This is a genomic window from Saccharopolyspora sp. 7B (genome assembly GCF_020177435.1).
GTDB lineage: Bacteria > Actinomycetota > Actinomycetes > Mycobacteriales > Pseudonocardiaceae > Saccharopolyspora_C > Saccharopolyspora_C gregorii.
Window position 1 is genome coordinate 1 of the sequence record NZ_JAIUKC010000130.1, and the last position, 17247, is coordinate 17247.

10 protein-coding genes and 1 pseudogene are annotated in these 17247 nt (G+C 72.4%); 8 read left to right on the forward strand and 3 right to left on the reverse strand.

Annotation, left to right across the window (positions count from 1 at the left end):
• A pseudogene (locus tag LCD33_RS20130) lies at window positions 1–1345 on the forward strand (hypothetical protein); the annotation flags it as partial.
• Here LCD33_RS20130 and LCD33_RS20135 read toward each other — a convergent pair.
• Window positions 1333–3441: an NB-ARC domain-containing protein gene (locus LCD33_RS20135; RefSeq protein ID WP_224966901.1), complete on the reverse strand. Its 2109-nt coding sequence runs from the start codon at window positions 3439–3441 to the stop codon at window positions 1333–1335. The pseudogene LCD33_RS20130 and the gene LCD33_RS20135 sit on opposite strands and share 13 nt — an antisense overlap.
• A 125-nt stretch (window positions 3442–3566) precedes the next feature.
• Between LCD33_RS20135 and LCD33_RS20140 the strand changes: the two genes are divergently transcribed.
• The gene (locus tag LCD33_RS20140) at window positions 3567–4880 is read left to right on the forward strand and encodes a hypothetical protein (protein WP_224966902.1); all 1314 of its coding nucleotides are present in this window, start codon (window positions 3567–3569) and stop codon (window positions 4878–4880) included.
• Window positions 4881–5173: 293 nt separating this feature from the next.
• Window positions 5174–5995: an SAM-dependent methyltransferase gene (locus LCD33_RS20145; RefSeq protein ID WP_255615060.1), complete on the forward strand. Its 822-nt coding sequence runs from the start codon at window positions 5174–5176 to the stop codon at window positions 5993–5995.
• 109 nt (window positions 5996–6104) lie between these two features.
• Here the strand turns inward: LCD33_RS20145 and LCD33_RS20150 are convergent, their stop codons facing one another.
• Both LCD33_RS20150 and LCD33_RS20155 read right to left on the reverse strand, forming a co-directional pair.
• Window positions 6105–6518 carry a universal stress protein gene (locus tag LCD33_RS20150; RefSeq protein ID WP_224958951.1) on the reverse strand — a complete coding sequence of 138 codons (414 nt, stop codon included), beginning with the start codon at window positions 6516–6518 and terminating at the stop codon, window positions 6105–6107.
• 56 nt (window positions 6519–6574) lie between these two features.
• Window positions 6575–9076, reverse strand: a complete 2502-nt coding sequence (locus tag LCD33_RS20155; protein WP_224958952.1) for an RNA helicase — start codon at window positions 9074–9076, stop codon at window positions 6575–6577.
• Window positions 9077–9260: 184 nt separating this feature from the next.
• On the opposite strand from LCD33_RS20155, the gene LCD33_RS20160 reads away from it, so the two are divergent.
• The 5 genes from LCD33_RS20160 (at window position 9261) to LCD33_RS20180 (ending at window position 17157) form a co-directional block, all read left to right on the forward strand.
• Window positions 9261–9452, forward strand: coding sequence for a hypothetical protein (locus tag LCD33_RS20160; RefSeq protein ID WP_224958953.1), 192 nt, complete (start codon window positions 9261–9263; stop codon window positions 9450–9452).
• Window positions 9453–9689: 237 nt separating this feature from the next.
• Window positions 9690–11570, forward strand: a complete 1881-nt coding sequence (locus tag LCD33_RS20165; protein ID WP_224978146.1) for a methylmalonyl-CoA mutase family protein — start codon at window positions 9690–9692, stop codon at window positions 11568–11570.
• Window positions 11570–13783, forward strand: coding sequence for a methylmalonyl-CoA mutase (gene scpA, locus LCD33_RS20170; protein WP_224958955.1), 2214 nt, complete (start codon window positions 11570–11572; stop codon window positions 13781–13783). Before LCD33_RS20165 ends, scpA begins: the two co-directional genes overlap by 1 nt.
• The gene (gene meaB, locus LCD33_RS20175) at window positions 13783–14769 is read left to right on the forward strand and encodes a methylmalonyl Co-A mutase-associated GTPase MeaB (RefSeq protein ID WP_224966903.1); all 987 of its coding nucleotides are present in this window, start codon (window positions 13783–13785) and stop codon (window positions 14767–14769) included. The genes scpA and meaB overlap by 1 nt, the downstream gene beginning before the upstream one ends.
• 306 nt (window positions 14770–15075) lie before the next feature.
• Entirely contained in the window at window positions 15076–17157 is a 2082-nt protein-coding gene (locus tag LCD33_RS20180; protein ID WP_224958957.1) for a tetratricopeptide repeat protein, read from the forward strand.
• The last annotated feature ends 90 nt before the right edge of the window (window positions 17158–17247 follow it).

Below are 17247 nucleotides of genomic sequence, written 5' to 3' on the forward strand. Positions count from 1 at the left end.
AGAACCGGAGAACCGGAGAACCGGAGAACCGGAGAACCGGAGAACCGGAGAACCGGAGAACCGGAGAACCGGAGAACCGGAGAACCGGCGCGTCGCTTTCGGGCTGGATCCGCAATGGGTGCTCTACGAAGGCCGCCCCATCGCCTCCGCCCTGGTCATGTCGCACGAGGACCAGCGCGCACAACTCGCGGCAGCGGTCCCGGAAGCGCTCGGCACCGCGGTCGTAGCCGGTGACGCCTGCTACGACCGACTGCTGACCAGCCTCCCCTGGCGCCCCGCCTACCGGCGGGCACTGGGCGCCGATGATCGGACGCTCATCACGATCAGTTCGACGTGGTGGTCGGAATCGCTGCTGGGAAGAGTTCCCGACGTCTTCTCCCGGGTGTTGGACGAATTCCCCTCCGACGAACACCGGTTCGCCGCCATCCTGCACCCGAACATCTGGTACGGGCACGGCCGCAGCGAAGTGCACCGCTTGCTCGCACGGCACCTGCGGGCGGGACTCGTGCTGGTCCCACCGGAATTCGGTTGGCGCGCGACGCTGATCGCCTCCGATTACCTGATCGGTGATCATGGCTCCGTCACCACGTACGGCGCCGTTCTCGGCATCCCCACCCTGCTCGGTTCATTCCCGGCCCGCGAGGTCGCGCCGGGCTCGCTGGTGGACGTCGTCGGTGCCCGCGCTCCGCGGCTGGCCGAGCACGAGCCGATCGGCCCTCGGCTGGCTGCGGCCGAACGGGCCGCCGCCTCGTTCACCGACCTGGGCGGACGGCTCACCTCGCGCCCGGGTGAGGCGGCCGGAGCGGTGCGGCGGGTCTGCTACGAGCTGCTGGAGCTGCCCGAGCCCGAGGAGGAACCACCGGTGCCGCCGGACGACCTCAGCGGTCTCCCCGCACCCGCGGCCTGCCTGCCGACCGCGAGCCGCGCCCGCACCGAGGTCGAACCCGACGGCGGTCTGCGGGTGGTCCGGCATCCCGTGGATCTGCCACGCACCACGGCCGACGGGGCGTTGGTGGTCGCGGCCGAACATCCCGGGCGGAGCTTGCGCGAAGCCGCCGACGTGCTGGTGCTCACCACGGGCGACTGGGGCGAGCACGTGCACGACTGGCTCCGGGACGCGCTCGACGCACGTCCCGGATCGCTGCTGGCCGCAGCGGTGCAGGGCGACGCGTGCCTGGTGCGGACCCGCTCCGGCCGCACGGCGCGGATCAGCCCGCGGGTCCCGGGCGCGGGCCGGCCGATGTGCTTCGCCGCCGCGGTGCACGGCTGGCTCGCCGCAGGCAGGAGCATCGACGAGCTCGGGCCGGAGACCTCGGTGAACGGGGTCCGCGTTCAGCTGTCCTGATCCGACCCCGCGGCGGCCCGCTGCCGTCCCAGCACCATCGCGAGATCCCTCGCTTCCTGCCGTCGGAGCAGTGCCTTCTCGGCGTCCCCCGCCCCATCCAGGGCTTCGGCGAGCAGTTCCAGCGCCGTTACCTGCCAGGACCGCATGCGGAGTTCCGCGAAGACGGCCAGCACCCGTTCCAAGCGCGGCAACGCATCGGCGCCGCCGGTGCGCAGTTCCAGCTCGGCCAGCGGCAGTTCGACCTTCGCCAGGTTGCCGCGTTCACCGTTCGTCCGGAAGACCTCCGCGGCGGCCAGCAGCTCGGGGCGCGCCTCGTCGTACCGCCCCACCGAGACCAGGACCCGACCGGCGTTCAGCCCGTACAACGCGAGCGGACGCGGCCGGTGCTCCGGGGCGAACCGGGAGCGGATGATGGCCCGGGAACGCTCGAAGCACTCCAGCGCCGCCTCGGGGGCGCCCGCGCGCTCGTGCACGAACCCGGTCCACTCGGTGGCGCTCTGCTCCGCGAGCGCGTCCCCGCACTCGACGGCGATGCGGCGGGCCCGTTCGAACTGGACGCGGGCTTCGGCGTCGTCGTGCGCGGCGAACAAGCCGGAACCGTACTGCGAGACCATTCGAGCCAGCACCGCGGCATCGCCGAGGGCTTCGGCGGCGCGGATGCCCGCCAGGTGCGCGTCGAGCAGGTCACCGAACAGGTCTCGGTCGAACTGGTAGGTGAACAGGCTCTCGCAGAGCTGCCAGACCCGGTCGTGGAGGCCGAGGGATTCGGCGACCCGCACTGCGGCGAGCAGGTTGAGCCGCTCGGTGTCCAGGTCGTCCAGCGCCTTCCGCCGCGCCTTCGGCCCGGTGTGCGCGGCGGACACGGAGTCGTACCGCGTGCTGAGGCGGCGGCGGGAGCTCAGCACGACGTCCCGGGCCATCGCGAACGAGTGGTAGTGCTCGACGAGCCTCGTCAGCGCCGCCGCCTGGTCGGCGACGGTGTCCGCATCGCGCCCGGCGTCCTCCGCGTGCCGCTGCAGCAGCGGGTGGATCCGGTACCGGTCACCGGTCACGCCGAGGAGACCGACCCGGCGCAGTTCCGCCAACACCTCTTCCGCCTCGAACTCCGAGGTGCCGAGCAGCGCGGCCACCGCCGCGACGCTGAACTCCGGGCCGGGGTGCAGTCCCAGGAACCGGTACGCGCGGGCCTCGGCGGGCGGCAGCTCCCGGTAGCAGACCTCGAACACGCCGTGCACGAGCCGCTCGCCATCGAAGTGCAGGTGGGTCAGCAGTCCGGAGCCCTCGACGACCCGGTCCACGAAGGACTCGATCGACGACCGCCCGCGCAACCGAGCACCCGCGACGCGCAGCGCCAGCGGAAGCCGACCGCACGCCTCGGCCAGCTTGCGCAGCGCGGCCGGATCCAGCGGGGTCTCCGGCGTCCCGGCCGCCTCCGACACCAGGGCCAGGGCGTCGTCCAAGTCGAAGGGCTCCACGGGGACGTGCTCCACGCCGCCGTCGCCCAGCAGATCCAGCGCGTACCGGGTCGTGACGACCACGCAGCTGCGCGGGGAAGGCGGCAGCAGCGCCTTCACCTGGCGCGAGGTCGCGGCATCGTCGAGCACGATCAGCAGCTCGCGGTGCGCGGTGAGCGTGTGGAACAGGTTCACGCGTTCGCGCTCCGTGATGAGCGCGCCGACCTCGGTGACGCCGAGATCGCGCAGGAAGGCGCCGAGCACGTCGAACGGTCTCGCCGGTCCGGTCGGCGAGGCGCCGCCCAAATCGGCCACCAGCACCCCGTCCGAGAACTCGTCCTGCACCTGGTGCGCCCAGCGCAGCGCCGTCATCGTCTTGCCGACACCGGGCATCCCGGGGAGCACGACCGTCAGCGGGCGCTGCTCGTCGTTCGCGAGCCCCCGCAACCGGTCCAGTTCGGCCAGCTCCACCACCCTGTTCCGGAACCCGTGGTGGCGCGGGTCGCGCGGCAACGTCCGCGGCACCGGGAGCTCGGCGCCGTCGCGCGACTGCACGATGAGCCGCTCGACCCGGCCGGCCTGCACGACGTTGCCGTGCACCGGAGCGCTGTTGCTGTTGTTCGACCAGACTGGTTCGCTCATCGCCACCCCCGGGCCGGTGATCGTCTCGAAGCCGGAGCCTACCTGCCACTCCCGACGCTCCGTGACCGTTCGGACACGAGGCCGGTGACGGGTTTGGTCTTCCGGCGAGCGGATAACCGGTGGGGATGATCAGTGACGACGCGAAGGTGCGGGAGCAGATGGACGACGCGGGCGGAACCCGGCGAACGGATGCCTGCCGATCCGGGCAGGTGAAGCTGGGGCTGATCACCGATCCGGACCTGCCGGAGCAGGTGGCGCGACACCTCGCGGACGAGTTGCCGGAGCACCTCGGCGACGACCGCGAGTGGACGGTCGAAGTGGACGTGGACCCGGTGACCGCCGGCGAGCACAGCACCCGCGACATCCTGCGCGCCACCGCCGACCGGCTGCGGGAACGGGACTGGGACTACGCGATCACCCTCACCGACCTGCCGGTGCGGGTGAACCGGCGGCCGGTGGTCGCCGACGCGAACCTCGACGGCCGGGTCGCGGTGGTCTCGCTGCCCGCGCTGGGCGGCACCCAGCCGTACCGGCGGTCCCGCCAGGTGGTGCTGCAGCTCGTCGACGAGCTGACCGGTCGCGACGGCGGCGCCGACCACCGCTACGGGCTGGACAGCAAGCTCACCGAAGCGGTCGCGCCCATCCGCCGCACCAGCGAGCAGGGCTCCGACGACGGCGAGGTCGACGTCCGCTACACCGCCACCCGCAGCCGCGGCAGGCTCCGGCTGCTCAGCGGCATGGTGCGCACGAACCAGCCGTGGCGGCTGGTGTTCGGGCTGCGCAACGCGCTGGCCGCGGCGGTGGCCACGAGCGCGTTCGGGTTGTCGTCGAGCACGATCTGGCAGATCGGCGACATGCTCGGCGCCGGGCGCCAGGTGCTCGCCGCGCTCGGGTCGGTGGTGATCCTGGTGGGCTGGCTGATCGCCGCGCACGGGTTGTGGGAGAAGCGGCGCCGGGACAGCGCACGGGACCGGGAGCAGGTGCTGCTCTACAACATCTCGACGGTGGCGACGCTGACCATCGGCGTCGGCTGCATGTACGCCGGGCTGTTCGTGATCAACCTGCTGGTGGCGCTGTTCGTGGTCCCGCCGGAGCTGCTGGCGAGCAGTCTGGGGCACGAGGCCGACTTCACCCGGTACCTGGCGCTGGCGTGGGGGTTCACCACGATGGGCGTGATCGCGGGTGCCTTGGGATCCAGCCTGGAGACCGACGCCGCGGTCCGGCAGGCCGCCTACGGCTACCGCGAGGAGCAGCGGCGCAACGAGCGGCGCGCGGAGGACGAGGACGGCGGCTCGGACGGGCGGCGCGCGAGGACCGATCGGGACGAGCAGGACGGGTCGCGGCAGGACGACGACGCCCGCGACGAGGACCGGTCGCCCGGCGAGGACGAGCAGCGCGCGGAGGACCAGCGCCGCGAACAGGACGAGCAGCAGGACTGATCGTCCGGCCCGGCGGTGCGGACGGCCCTCGCACCGCTGGGCCGAACGGGTGATCTCGCGCTGCCGCGCGCGGACCGCGCCCTTCGCGCCGCGCACCTCGCCCGACCAGCGCCGAACCACCGGCCCCGGCGGCCGGGCTACGCCGTTCGTCCGAAATGAGCGAAGGCCGACCAGCTCACACATAGTTGCATGGCGCAACCTTAACGTTAGCCTTGCGAAGCAGGTCGAAGCCGACGGAAGGTGCTCACGTGACCAGTACCCACGAGCAATGGGACATCGTCTCCGGCGTCGGGATGACCGCCCTCGCCGTGGCGGCCGCACGCGCGATCGAATCCCACCGGGACGACCGGCTGATCAACGACCCCTACGCCGAGGGCCTGGTCGCCGCCGCCCGATCCCCGGCGCTCGCCGAGATGGAGAACTCCTCCGCCGAGATGCTGGAGACCATGTCCGGCTACCTCGGCGTGCGGACCCGGTTCTTCGACGAGTACTTCCTGCGCGCCGCCGCGGGCGGGGTGCAGCAGGCGGTGATCCTCGCGTCCGGGCTCGACACTCGCGCGTTCCGGCTCAACTGGCCCGAAGGCCTGCGGGTCTTCGAGATCGACCAGCCGAAGGTGCTGCAGTTCAAGGACGAGACGCTGGACCGGATCGGCGCGCAGCCCGGCAGCGACCGGCGGGTCGTGCCGGTGGACCTGCGCGACGACTGGGCGAGCGCCCTCGAAACCGCCGGGTTCGACGCCTCGCTGCCCACCGCGTGGCTCGCCGAAGGACTCCTGCCCTACCTGCCCGCCGAGGCGGAAGCGCAGCTGCTGGCCATCATCGACCGGTTCTCCGCCCCCGGCAGCAGGATCTCCATCGAGCACATGACCGGACCGCGCGAGGAGTACGTCAGCGACGAGCTCCGGAACCTCGCCCTCGAATGGGGCATGGACCTGCAGGCCCTGTTCAGCACCGACGAGCGCCCCGACCCCGGCGAGGTGCTGGCCGGGCGCGGCTGGAACGTGCGGCGCGAACCCACCAACGAGATCACCGCCGGCTACGGACGCGCGCTGCCCGGCCTCGGGGAACGCTTCGCCGAGCTCGGCTGCATGATCACCGCCTTCCGCGAGAAGTGAGCCCCGCACGCACCGAGCGGCCCGCCTCCCCCACGGGAAGCGGGCCGCTCGCGTTCGCACTTCGTCCTGTCAGCGGCGGAACCGCTGAGCAGCAAGCCCGGGAAGGAGTTCAGCGGACCACCAGCACCGGGCAGCGGGCGTGGTGCACCAGCTTCAGCGCCACCGAACCCACCATCATGCCGGTGAACGCGCCGTGGCCCTTGTTGCCCAGCACCATCATGTCCGCCTGCGGCGACAACCCCACCAGCTCGTCGACCACGTGCCCGCGGATCAGCCGGGGCCGGATGTCGACGTCCGGGAACTCCCGCTGCACCGCCTCCGTCGTGCCGTCCAGCAGCTCGCGGGCCCGCGCCTCCAGTTCGGAGTCCGGAGTGGGCAGCCGGTAGCCGAACTGCACCGGCTGGTGCCAGACGGCGATGGCGTGCACCAGCCCGCCCACCTTCGTGACGTAGTCGGCGGCCCAGCGCAGCGCGCGCCCGGATTCATCGGAGCCGTCGATGCCCACTACCACGGTCTGCGGCATGATCGCATTCCTCTCGGTCGCGTCCCCCGACCGTATGGCACCCGCGGACCGGCGCGCTACTGCTGGTCGACCGCCTGCACGCGGATCACCGCGGAGCCCTCCTCGTCGGAGGCGGCCAGATCGACCTCGGCGCTGATGCCCCAGTCGTGGTCGCCCGCCGGGTCGGCGAAGATCTGGCGCACCAGCCAGCGCTCCGGCTCTTCGGTGATCATCAGCATCGCCGGGCCGCGCGCGTCGGCGTCGGTGCCGATCTCGTCGTACTCGGCGAAGTAGCCGTCCAGCGCCTCTTCCCACGCCTCGGCGCCGAACTCGGGGTCCAGCTCGCCGAGCGGGGTGGTCCAGCGGCGGGCGGCGAGCTCCACGCGGCGGAACAGCGCGTTGCGCACCTGCACCCGGAACGCCCGCTTGTTCTGGGTGATCCCGGCGGGGGCCGCCTCGGCCGCCGCCGGCTCGGCGGTGATCTCGGCACCCGGGTTGCGCAGCCGCTCCCACTCGTCGAGCAGGCTCGAATCGACCTGGCGGACCAGCTCGCCGAGCCACTCCACCAGGTCGGTGAGCTCCTCGGTCTTCGCGTCCGCGGGCACCGTGTGGCGCAGCGCCTTGTAGACGTCCGCGAGGTAGCGCAGCACCAGCCCCTCGGACCGGGCCAGGCCGTAGTGGTTGACGAACTCGACGAAGTTCATCGCCCGCTCGAACATGTCCCGCGCCACCGACTTCGGCGACAGCTCGTGCTCGGCGACCCACGGATGCCCCTTGCGGTACATCTCGTAGGCCGCTTCCAGCATGTCCTGCAGCGGCTTCGGGTAGGTGACGTCCTCCAGCAGCTCCATCCGCTCGTCGTACTCGATGCCGTCGGCCTTCATCTGCGCCACGGCCTCGCCGCGCGCCTTGAACTGCTGCGCCGACAGCACCTGCCGCGGGTTGTCCAGAGTGGACTCGATGACGGAGAGCACGTCCAGCGCGTAGCTCGGCGACTCCACGTCCAGCAGCTCGATCGCGGCCAGCGCGAACGGCGACAGCGGCTGGTTCAGCGCGAAGTCGAACTGCAGGTCCACCGTCAGCCGCACCCGGCGGCCCAGCTCGTCCGGCTCGTCCAGCCGCTCCACCACGTCCGCGGCCAGCAGCGCGCGGTAGATCGCGATGGCGCGCAGGATGTGCCTGCGCTGCGCCGGGCGGTCCTCGTGGTTCTCGGTGAGCAGGTGCTTCATCGCCGCGAACGCGTCACCGGGGCGGTTGATCACGTTGAGCAGCATCGAGTGGCTGACCTGGAAGCTGGAGATCAGCGGCTCCGGCTCGGCCTCCACCAGCTTCTCGAAGGTCTTCTCGCTCCACGACACGAAGCCCTCGGGCGCCTGCTTGCGCACCACCTTGCGCCGCTTCTTCGGGTCCTCCCCCGCCTTCGCCAGCGCCTTCTCGTTCTCGATCACGTGCTCCGGGGCCTGCACCACCACGTAGCCCGCGGTGTCGTAGCCCGCGCGGCCCGCGCGCCCGGCGATCTGGTGGAACTCGCGCGCCTTCAGGTGCCGGGTGCGCACCCCGTCGTACTTGGTGAGCCCGGTCAGCAGCACGGTGCGGATCGGCACGTTGATGCCGACGCCCAGCGTGTCCGTCCCGCAGATGATCTTCAGCAGCCCCGCCTGCGCCAGCTGCTCCACCAGCCGCCGGTACTTCGGCAGCATCCCCGCGTGGTGCACGCCGATGCCGTGGCGCACCAGCCGGGACAGCGTCTTGCCGAAGCCCGCGGTGAACCGGAAGTCGCCGATCGCCTCCGCGATCTTGTTCCGCTGCTCGCGGGAGGCGACGTTCACGCTCATCAGGCCCTGCGCCTGCTCCATCGCCGACGCCTGGTTGAAGTAGACGACGTAGACCGGGGCCTGGTTGCCGCCCAGCAGCTCCTCGATCGTCTCGTGCAGCGGCGTCAGCGCGTAGCGGAAGGTCAACGGGATCGGGCGCTCCGCCGAGCTCACCACCGCCGTCGAACGGCCGGTGCGGGCGGTGAGGTCCCGTTCGAAGCGGGTGACGTCGCCGAGCGTCGCCGACATGAGCACGAACTGGGCCTGCGGCAGCTCCAGCAGCGGCACCTGCCACGCCCAGCCGCGCTCCGGTTCCGCGTAGAAGTGGAACTCGTCCATCACGACCTGGCCGAGCTCGGCCTGCTCGCCGTCGCGCAGCGCCAGGTTCGCCAGGATCTCCGCGGTGCAGCAGATGATCGGCGCGTCCGCGTTCACGCTGCTGTCACCGGTCATCATGCCGACGTTGTCGGCACCGAAGACGTCGACCAGCGCGAAGAACTTCTCCGAGACCAGCGCCTTGATCGGCGCGGTGTAGTAGCTGCGCTTGCCCTCGGCGAGGGCGGTGAAGTGCGCGCCGGTGGCGACGAGGCTCTTGCCGGAGCCGGTGGGGGTGCTGAGGATGACGTTCGCCCCGGTCACCACCTCCATCAGCGCTTCTTCCTGCGCCGGGTAGAGCTCGATGCCCTGCTCGGTGGTCCAGGTGGTGAAGGCGTCGAGCAGCGCGTCCGGTTCGGGCGAGGCGGGGAGGTGGTCAGTCAGCTTCATGGCACCCCCGATCGTCCCTGGTCAGCTCCGACGCGCCGCAAGCGGGGTCCGCTGCGGCGGCGCGCCGCGACAGACCTCTGCTCCGCCCGCCGGGTCGGCCGATCCGCCCGCGCTCACTCTTCCGAGTGATGACCGGGGGCGCGGGGGTGGATCGGAGCAGCGGGGATCACCGAGACTGGTCGCCATGCCGGAGCGAATGGTGCGGTTCGTGGGTGGGCCGCTGGACGGACGAACGCAGGACCTGCGCGACTCCGAAGCCGTACTCGGCAGACTCCTCCGGCACATCCACCTGCACGACGGGCCCAAGATCGAGACCTGCTACCGGCTGCGGTACACGCCGGAAGCGGGCTGGGAGTACCACTTCAGCGGGCACTGACCGGCCCAGCGCACAGGCGCCGCGCGGGCGCTCCCCGCGCACCGAGCACGAGCCCTCCGCACGCGCCGACCGGAAGCCCGCCCACGTGGCGGCCGGAAGCCCGTCCCGGACGGCGGGGCGGGCGGCTGACCTCGCGGAACGCCGCTGCGCGCGCCAGTGCGCCCCGCGGAATCTTGGGACGTGGGTCACAGGAGAAGCGGCGTTCCGGGCCGGTGCGGAGTCCTACCATCGACTGTCATGGCGCCCACTGACCGGCTCTCGACGACGAGCAGCCCCCGGCCCGGGCTCAGCCTGGCCGGCGAATTCCCCCGGCCGACCCACGAGCAGTGGCTGGAGCAGGTGGAGAAGGTCCTGCGCCGGACCGGCCGCATCCGCCAGGACGATCCGTCGCCTGCCGACGCCGCGGCGCTGCTGGACTCCCCCGGGTACGACGGCTTCACGGTGCGACCGCTGTACTCCGCCGACGCGGACCTGCCGGCCGCGGGCGTGCCCGGGTTCGCGCCGTTCGTGCGCGGCAGCAGGCCGCAGGGGTCGGTGGCGGAGGGCTGGGACGTGCGCCAGTCCCACGGCGGCCCGGACGCGACGGCGGTGAACCGGGAGGTCCTCGCCGACCTCAACGGCGGCGTCACCTCGCTGCTGCTGCGGTTCGGCGCGGGCGGGCTCGCGGTGGGCGACCTCGGCGACGCGCTGCACGGCGTGCACCTGGACATGATCGGCGTGGTCCTCGACGCCGGGGACGAGGCACCGGCCGCGGCCGCCGAGCTGCTGCGGCTCGCCGCCGAGCAGGACGTGGCGCCCAGCGCGCTGCGCGGCAACCTCGGCGCCGATCCGCTCGGCGTGCAGGCCCGCACCGGTCGCGAGACCGGCCCCGAGCAGGCGGTGGAGCTCGCGCGGCGCTGCGCCGCGGAGCACCCCGGGTTGCAGGCGATCACCGTCGACGCGCTGCCGTACCACGACGCGGGCGGCTCCGACGGCGAAGAGCTCGGCGCCTCGCTGGCCGCCGGGGTGACCTACCTGCGCTGGCTGACCGAGGCGGGACTGGACGCCGACACCGCCTGCGGGCTGCTGGAGTTCCGCTACGCCGCGACCGCCGACCAGTTCCTCACCATCGCGAAGCTGCGCGCCGCGCGGCGGGTGTGGGAGCAGGTGGCGCGCCGCTGCGGCGCCGCCGAGCCCGCCCGCGCCCAGCGCCAGCACGCGGTCACCTCCTCGGCGATGCTGACCCGCCGCGATCCGTGGGTGAACATGCTGCGCAGCACGATCGCCACCTTCGCCGCCGGGGTCGGCGGGGCGCAGGCCATCACCGTGCAGCCCTTCGACGCCGCGATCGGCGCTCCCGACGAGTTCGCGCGCCGCGTCGCCCGCAACACCCAGGCGCTGCTGCTCGACGAGTCGCACCTGGCGCAGGTCATCGATCCGGCGGGCGGCTCCTGGTACGTGGAAGCGCTCACCGACGAGCTCGCGCGGGCCGCGTGGCGCTGGTTCCAGGAGATCGAAGCCGCCGGTGGGCTGCCCGCCGCGCTGTGCTCCGGGCTGGTCGCCGACCGGCTCGCCGCCACCTGGGACCGCCGCCGGGCCGCCATCGCCGACCGCAGCGAACCGATCACCGGGGTCAGCGAGTTCCCGAACCTCGGCGAGGAACCGCTGCATCGCGCACCGGTCCCGGCTCCGCCGGGCGGCGGGCTGCCCCGGGTGCGCTACGCCGAGGAGTTCGAGGCGTTGCGCGACGCCGCCGACGCCTGCGCGCAACGACCCCGGGTCTTCCTCGCCACGCTCGGCCCGCTGGCCACCTACACGGCGCGGTCCTCGTTCGCGCGGAACCTGTTCGCCGCGGGCGGGCTGGACGCCGTCGAAGCCGGCCCGACCGAGACCACCTCGGACGTGCTCGCCGCCTACGCCGAGAACCCGTCGCCGGTGGCGTGCCTGTGCTCGGCCGACAAGGTCTACGGCGAGCGCGCCGCCGACACCGCGCGAGCGCTCAAGGAAGCGGGCGCGCAGACCGTGCTGCTGGCCGGGAAGCCGGGGCGACCACCGTCCGAAGTGGACGGTCTGGTGTTCACCGGCTGCGATGCCGTCGAGGTGCTGCGCGCGGCGCACCGCACGTTGGGAGTCGAGTGATGAACCACAGCATCCCCAACTTCGCCGACATCCCGCTGGACCGGGACGCCGAGCCGGCGGCCGCCGCGAACTGGAACTCGGCGGTCCTGTCGGCCACCGGCAAGGAATCCGACGCGCTGGTGTGGGAGGCCCCCGAGGGCATCGGGGTGAAGCCGCTCTACACCGCGGCCGACACCGAGGACCTCGACTTCCTCGGCACCTACCCGGGCATCGCACCGTTCCTGCGCGGCCCGTACCCGACGATGTACGTCAACCAGCCGTGGACGGTGCGCCAGTACGCCGGTTTCTCCACCGCCGCGGCGTCGAACGCGTTCTACCGCCGCAACCTCGCCGCCGGGCAGAAGGGCCTGTCGGTGGCGTTCGACCTGGCCACCCACCGCGGTTACGACTCCGACCACCCGCGGGTGTCGGGTGACGTGGGCATGGCCGGGGTGGCGATCGACTCGATCTACGACATGCGCCAGCTGTTCGACGGGATCCCGCTGGACGAGATGAGCGTGTCGATGACGATGAACGGCGCCGTGCTGCCGGTGATGGCGCTCTACATCGTCGCCGCCGAAGAGCAGGGCGTGGCACCGGAACAGCTCGCGGGGACCATCCAGAACGACATCCTCAAGGAGTTCATGGTCCGCAACACCTACATCTACCCGCCGCAGCCGTCGATGCGGATCATCTCCGACATCTTCGCCTACACCTCGCGGCGGATGCCGAAGTTCAACTCGATCTCCATCTCCGGCTACCACATCCAGGAGGCCGGAGCGACGGCCGACCTGGAGCTCGCCTACACCCTCGCGGACGGCGTGGAGTACCTGCGCGCGGGCCGGCAGGCCGGGCTGGACATCGACTCGTTCGCCCCGCGGCTGTCGTTCTTCTGGGGCATCGGGATGAACTTCGCGATGGAGGTCGCGAAGCTGCGCGCGGCGCGGTTGCTGTGGGCGAAGCTGGTGAAGGAGTTCGGCGCGAAGAACCCGAAATCCCTGTCGTTGCGCACTCATTCGCAGACCTCCGGTTGGTCGCTGACCGCTCAGGACGTGTACAACAACGTGGCGCGCACCTGCGTGGAGGCGATGGCCGCCACCCAGGGGCACACCCAGTCGCTGCACACCAACGCCCTCGACGAGGCGCTGGCGCTGCCCACCGACTTCTCCGCGCGCATCGCCCGCAACACCCAGCTGCTGCTGCAGCAGGAGTCCGGCACCACCCGCGTGATCGACCCGTGGGGCGGCAGCCACTACGTCGAACGACTCACCGCCGATCTCGCCGAACGCGCCTGGGCGCACATCACCGAGGTCGAGGACGCCGGTGGCATGGCGCAGGCCATCGACGCGGGCATCCCGAAGCTGCGCGTCGAGGAGGCCGCCGCGCGCACCCAGGCGCGCATCGACTCCGGGCGGCAGCCGCTGATCGGCATCAACAAGTACCGCTTCGACGGCGACGAGCAGATCGAGGTCCTCAAGGTCGACAACGCCGAGGTCCGCGCCGAGCAGCTGGACAAGCTGCGCCGGTTGCGGGAGGAGCGCGACGAGGCCGCCTGCCAGGACGCGCTGCGGCGCCTCACCGGCGCCGCCGAGGCCGCGATGTCCGACGAGCGCCCCGACGACCTCGACCACAACCTGCTCACCCTCGCCGTGGACGCGGCGCGCGCGAAGGCGACCGTCGGCGAGATCTCCGACGCGATGGAGAAGGTCTTCGGCCGCCACGCCGGCCAGATCCGTACGATCTCCGGGGTGTACCGGGAGGAATCGGGACCGTCGAAGTCCTTGGAGCGGGCGCTGGAGGTCGTCGAGCGCTTCGCCGAGGACGAGGGCCGCCGTCCCCGCATCCTGGTCGCCAAGATGGGCCAGGACGGCCACGACCGCGGCCAGAAGGTGATCGCCTCCGCGTTCGCCGACGTCGGCTTCGACGTGGACGTGGGCCCGCTGTTCCAGACCCCCGCCGAGGTCGCGCGCCAGGCCGCCGAGTCCGACGTGCACATCGTCGGGGTGTCCTCGCTGGCCGCCGGGCACCTGACGCTGGTGCCCGCGCTGCGCGACGAGCTCGCCGCGGTGGGCCGCGAGGACATCATGGTCGTCGTCGGTGGCGTGATCCCGCCCGCGGACTTCGACGCGCTGCGCGAAGCGGGCGCGAGCGCGATCTTCCCGCCGGGCACGGTGATCGCGGACGCGGCGCTCGGCCTGCTGGAAGAGCTCCGAACCCGGCTCGAACTCGACTGATGCCGCGCGAGATCGACGTCGCGGACTACGCCGAGGGCGTGCTGGGGGGCTCCCGCACGAAGCTGGCGCAGGCCATCACGCTGGTCGAGTCGACCAAACCGGCGCACCGGGCCAAGGCCCAGGAGCTGCTGGTCCAGCTGCTGCCGCACAGCGGTGGCGCGCACCGGGTGGGCATCACCGGGGTGCCCGGGGTCGGCAAGTCCACGTTCATCGAGTCGCTCGGCACCTCGCTGACCGCCGCCGGGCACCGGGTGGCGGTGCTGGCGGTGGACCCGTCCTCGACCCGGACCGGCGGCAGCATCCTCGGCGACAAGACGCGGATGGCGGCGCTGGCGGCGGATCCGGCGGCGTTCGTGCGCCCCTCCCCCTCCGCGGGGACGCTCGGCGGCGTCGCCCGCGCCACCCGGGAGACCGTCGTGCTGATGGAGGCCGCCGGGTTCGACGTGGTGCTGGTGGAGACCGTCGGCGTCGGGCAGTCCGAGGTCACGGTGGCCGGCATGGTCGACTGCTTCCTGCTGCTGACGCTGGCGCGGACCGGCGACCAGCTGCAGGGCATCAAGAAGGGCGTGCTGGAGCTCGCGGACCTGGTGGCGGTGAACAAGGCCGACGGCCCGCACGAGATGGACGCGCGCAAGGCCGCGCGCGAACTGCGCTCGGCGCTGCGGCTGCTCACCCCGGTCAGCGCCTCGTGGACGCCGCCGGTGGTGACGTGCAGCGGCCTCACCGGCGGCGGCCTGGGTGCGCTGTGGGAGCAGGTCGAGCAGCACCGGGCGACGCTGGCGGAGTCCGGCGAGCTCGCCGAGAAGCGCAGCCGCCAGCAGGTGGAGTGGACCTGGGCGCTGGTGCGCGACCAGCTGATGGCCGAGCTCGCCGCGCATCCCGCCGTCCGGGAGCTCGTCGACGACGTCGAGTCCGAGGTGCGCGCGGGAGGGCTCACCGCCTCCCTCGCCGCGGACGAGCTGCTGCGCGCGTTCCGCGAGCGGTGACCGAGCGCTGCATCCGCTCGGGACGTCCGAGGATCATGGCCCGCACGTCCGCACGGGTCGTCGAGGCCGAGCCGGTCGGCGACGCGGGAATCGACGCGTTGATCCGGCAGTGCAGCGCCGAGGTCGTACGCGAGGCTCCTCCGCTGAGCGGGGCGAAGGACCGCGCCCGCCACTGCCCGCAGGCCGGGCATTCGGGTAGTGCGGCTGCTCCGGATGGCCGTTCTTCCGGACTTTCCGGGAGGTTTCGCCCTGCCGAGGCGCCCGGAGGCGGTACACCGTCCTCGGACACTCGCTTCGGAGGTCGGGATGGCCGAGGAGATCCGCAACGTCTTCGCCGGAACCGCGCGCAACGTCGTGCAGGTGGGCAAGGTCGACGGCGACGTGCACTTCCACCAGCGGGCCGCTCCGGAGGCCCCGGTGCCGAAGCAGTTGCCCGCCCGCGTCGCGCACTTCACCGACCGCGAGACCAGCTTGGCCGCACTGGACTCCTGGCTGGCCGACCCTTCTGCGCCGACCTGGCTGATCGTCGGTTCCGGGGGCGTCGGGAAGACGTCGCTGGCCGCCTGCTGGGCGCACCGGGTGCGGGACCGGTTCCCCGACGGCGACCTGTACGTGGACCTGCGCGGCCACCACGTCGATCGCAGGCGGGACGCGAGCGAGGCGCTGGACGAGATGCTGCGCGCGCTGGGCGTTCCCAGCGAGCGGTTGCCCGTGGACGCCGACGCGAAGTCCTCGATGTACCGGACGCTGCTGACCGGTCGCCACATCCTGATCGTGCTCGACAACGCCGCCGGCGCCGAGCAGGTCCGCCCGCTGCTGCCCGGTTCCCCGCCCTGCCGGGCGTTGATCACCAGCCGCAACCGGTTGACGAGCCTGACGGCCAGAGAAGGAGCCACCCGGATGTCGCTGGACGTGCTGCCACCGGACCGCGCGATCGAACTGCTCCGCAAGGCCGCGGGCGCCGACCGGGTCGACGCGGAACCCGATGCCGCCGTCGCACTGGCCCGGTACTGCGGATTCCTGCCGCTGGCACTGCGCATCGCCGCAGAACGGCTCGTCGCCGGAGCGCACCTGCGGGTCGCCGAGCTCGTCGAGGAGCTGGCCGACGAGCGCGACCGGCTGGACGCGCTGACCGTCGAAGAGGACGAGTTCACCACGGTGCGGGCGGTCTTCTCCTGGTCCTACCGCTCGCTGCCAGCGGACGCGGCGCGCCTGTTCCGGCTGCTCGGGCTCGCCGAGACCCCCGACATCGGCTTGGACGCCGCGACGGCGCTGAGCGGGCTCACGCGCAGCAAGACCCGCCGGTTGCTGGACGTCCTGGTCGGAGCGCACCTGCTCGACGAGCACCGGGCGCAGCGCTACCGCTTCCACGACCTGCTCGGCCTCTACGCCGCCGAATGCGCGCGGCACGATGAGAGCGAGGCGGCACGTGACGCCGCGGTGCGCGGGCTGCTGTCCTGGTACCTGCACGCGACGATCGCCGCGTCCTGGCCGGCGGCGCCGAGCTTCACCCGGATCCCGATGGACACGCCCGATTCCCCCGGCTCCATACCGGAATTCGCCGATCGCCCGGCCGCGCTGCACTTCTACGACGAGGAGCGCGAGAACCTGAAGGCCGCGGTCCGGCAGGCTTCGGCACGCGGGGAGCACGTCTTCGGCTGGCAGCTGCCGGTGGCGATGTTCGCCTTCATGCTGTCGCGGCGGCCGGTGGCCGACTGGCTGGAGACGCACCGCATCGGGCTCGCGTCCGCCCGCGCGCTCGGCGACGAGCTCGCCGAAGCCTGGCTGCTGACCAGCGACGCCATCGCGTGGGGAACGGTGCACGAGCACCAGAAGGCGCTGGCGGAGCTGCAGCGCGCGGTCTCCCTGTGGGAACGGGTCGGCCCGGAGTGGGCGCACGCGTGGGCGCTGCGCGACCTCGGCAGCGTGTACTACGGGCTGGGCCGCGACGCGGAGGCCGACGAGACGCTGGAGCGCGCTTACGCCATGCACGTCGCGCTGGGCGACGAGTGGGGCGAGGCCACCGCGTTGAGCGCGCTGGCCAAAGCCGAGTGCCGCCTCGGGCAGTTCGACGAGGCGATCCCGCACCTGCACCGGGCCATCGCGATCCGCCGCTCGCACGGCGACCGCCGCAACGAGGCCAGCTGCTTGAGCGAGATCGGCCTGGTGCTGGGAGCGATGGGCAGCACCGACGAGGCCGCCGAGCACTTGGAGCAGGCGCTGGCACTGCACCAGGAGACCGAGTACGGCTACGGCGAGGCCCTGGACCGCGAGCGGCTCGCCGACCTCTACGAACGCACCGGACGTCCCGAACAGGCTCGCGAGCAGCGCCGGACCGCGGCGCTGCTCTACGACGAACTCGGCGTCCCGCACGAGATCACCGGGTGAAGTCCGTACCGGTTCGGTCGCGCGGCGGGCGGACGGACACCCCGGGCACCCGTGCGGACGGCCGTCCCGGAGCGGTGGCGGACAATGCGG

Coding starts and splice junctions, on each gene's coding strand:
- LCD33_RS20160 (WP_224958953.1), top strand. CDS start 9,261: ATGCCGGAGCGAATGGTGCGGTTCGTGGGTGGGCCGCTGGACGGACGA.
- LCD33_RS20180 (WP_224958957.1), top strand. CDS start 15,076: ATGGCCGAGGAGATCCGCAACGTCTTCGCCGGAACCGCGCGCAACGTC.
- LCD33_RS20165 (WP_224978146.1), top strand. CDS start 9,690: ATGGCGCCCACTGACCGGCTCTCGACGACGAGCAGCCCCCGGCCCGGG.
- LCD33_RS20140 (WP_224966902.1), top strand. CDS start 3,567: ATGATCAGTGACGACGCGAAGGTGCGGGAGCAGATGGACGACGCGGGC.
- scpA (WP_224958955.1), top strand. CDS start 11,570: ATGAACCACAGCATCCCCAACTTCGCCGACATCCCGCTGGACCGGGAC.
- LCD33_RS20150 (WP_224958951.1), bottom strand. CDS start 6,518: ATGCCGCAGACCGTGGTAGTGGGCATCGACGGCTCCGATGAATCCGGG.
- LCD33_RS20145 (WP_255615060.1), top strand. CDS start 5,174: ATGACCGCCCTCGCCGTGGCGGCCGCACGCGCGATCGAATCCCACCGG.
- LCD33_RS20135 (WP_224966901.1), bottom strand. CDS start 3,441: ATGAGCGAACCAGTCTGGTCGAACAACAGCAACAGCGCTCCGGTGCAC.
- LCD33_RS20155 (WP_224958952.1), bottom strand. CDS start 9,076: ATGAAGCTGACTGACCACCTCCCCGCCTCGCCCGAACCGGACGCGCTG.
- meaB (WP_224966903.1), top strand. CDS start 13,783: ATGCCGCGCGAGATCGACGTCGCGGACTACGCCGAGGGCGTGCTGGGG.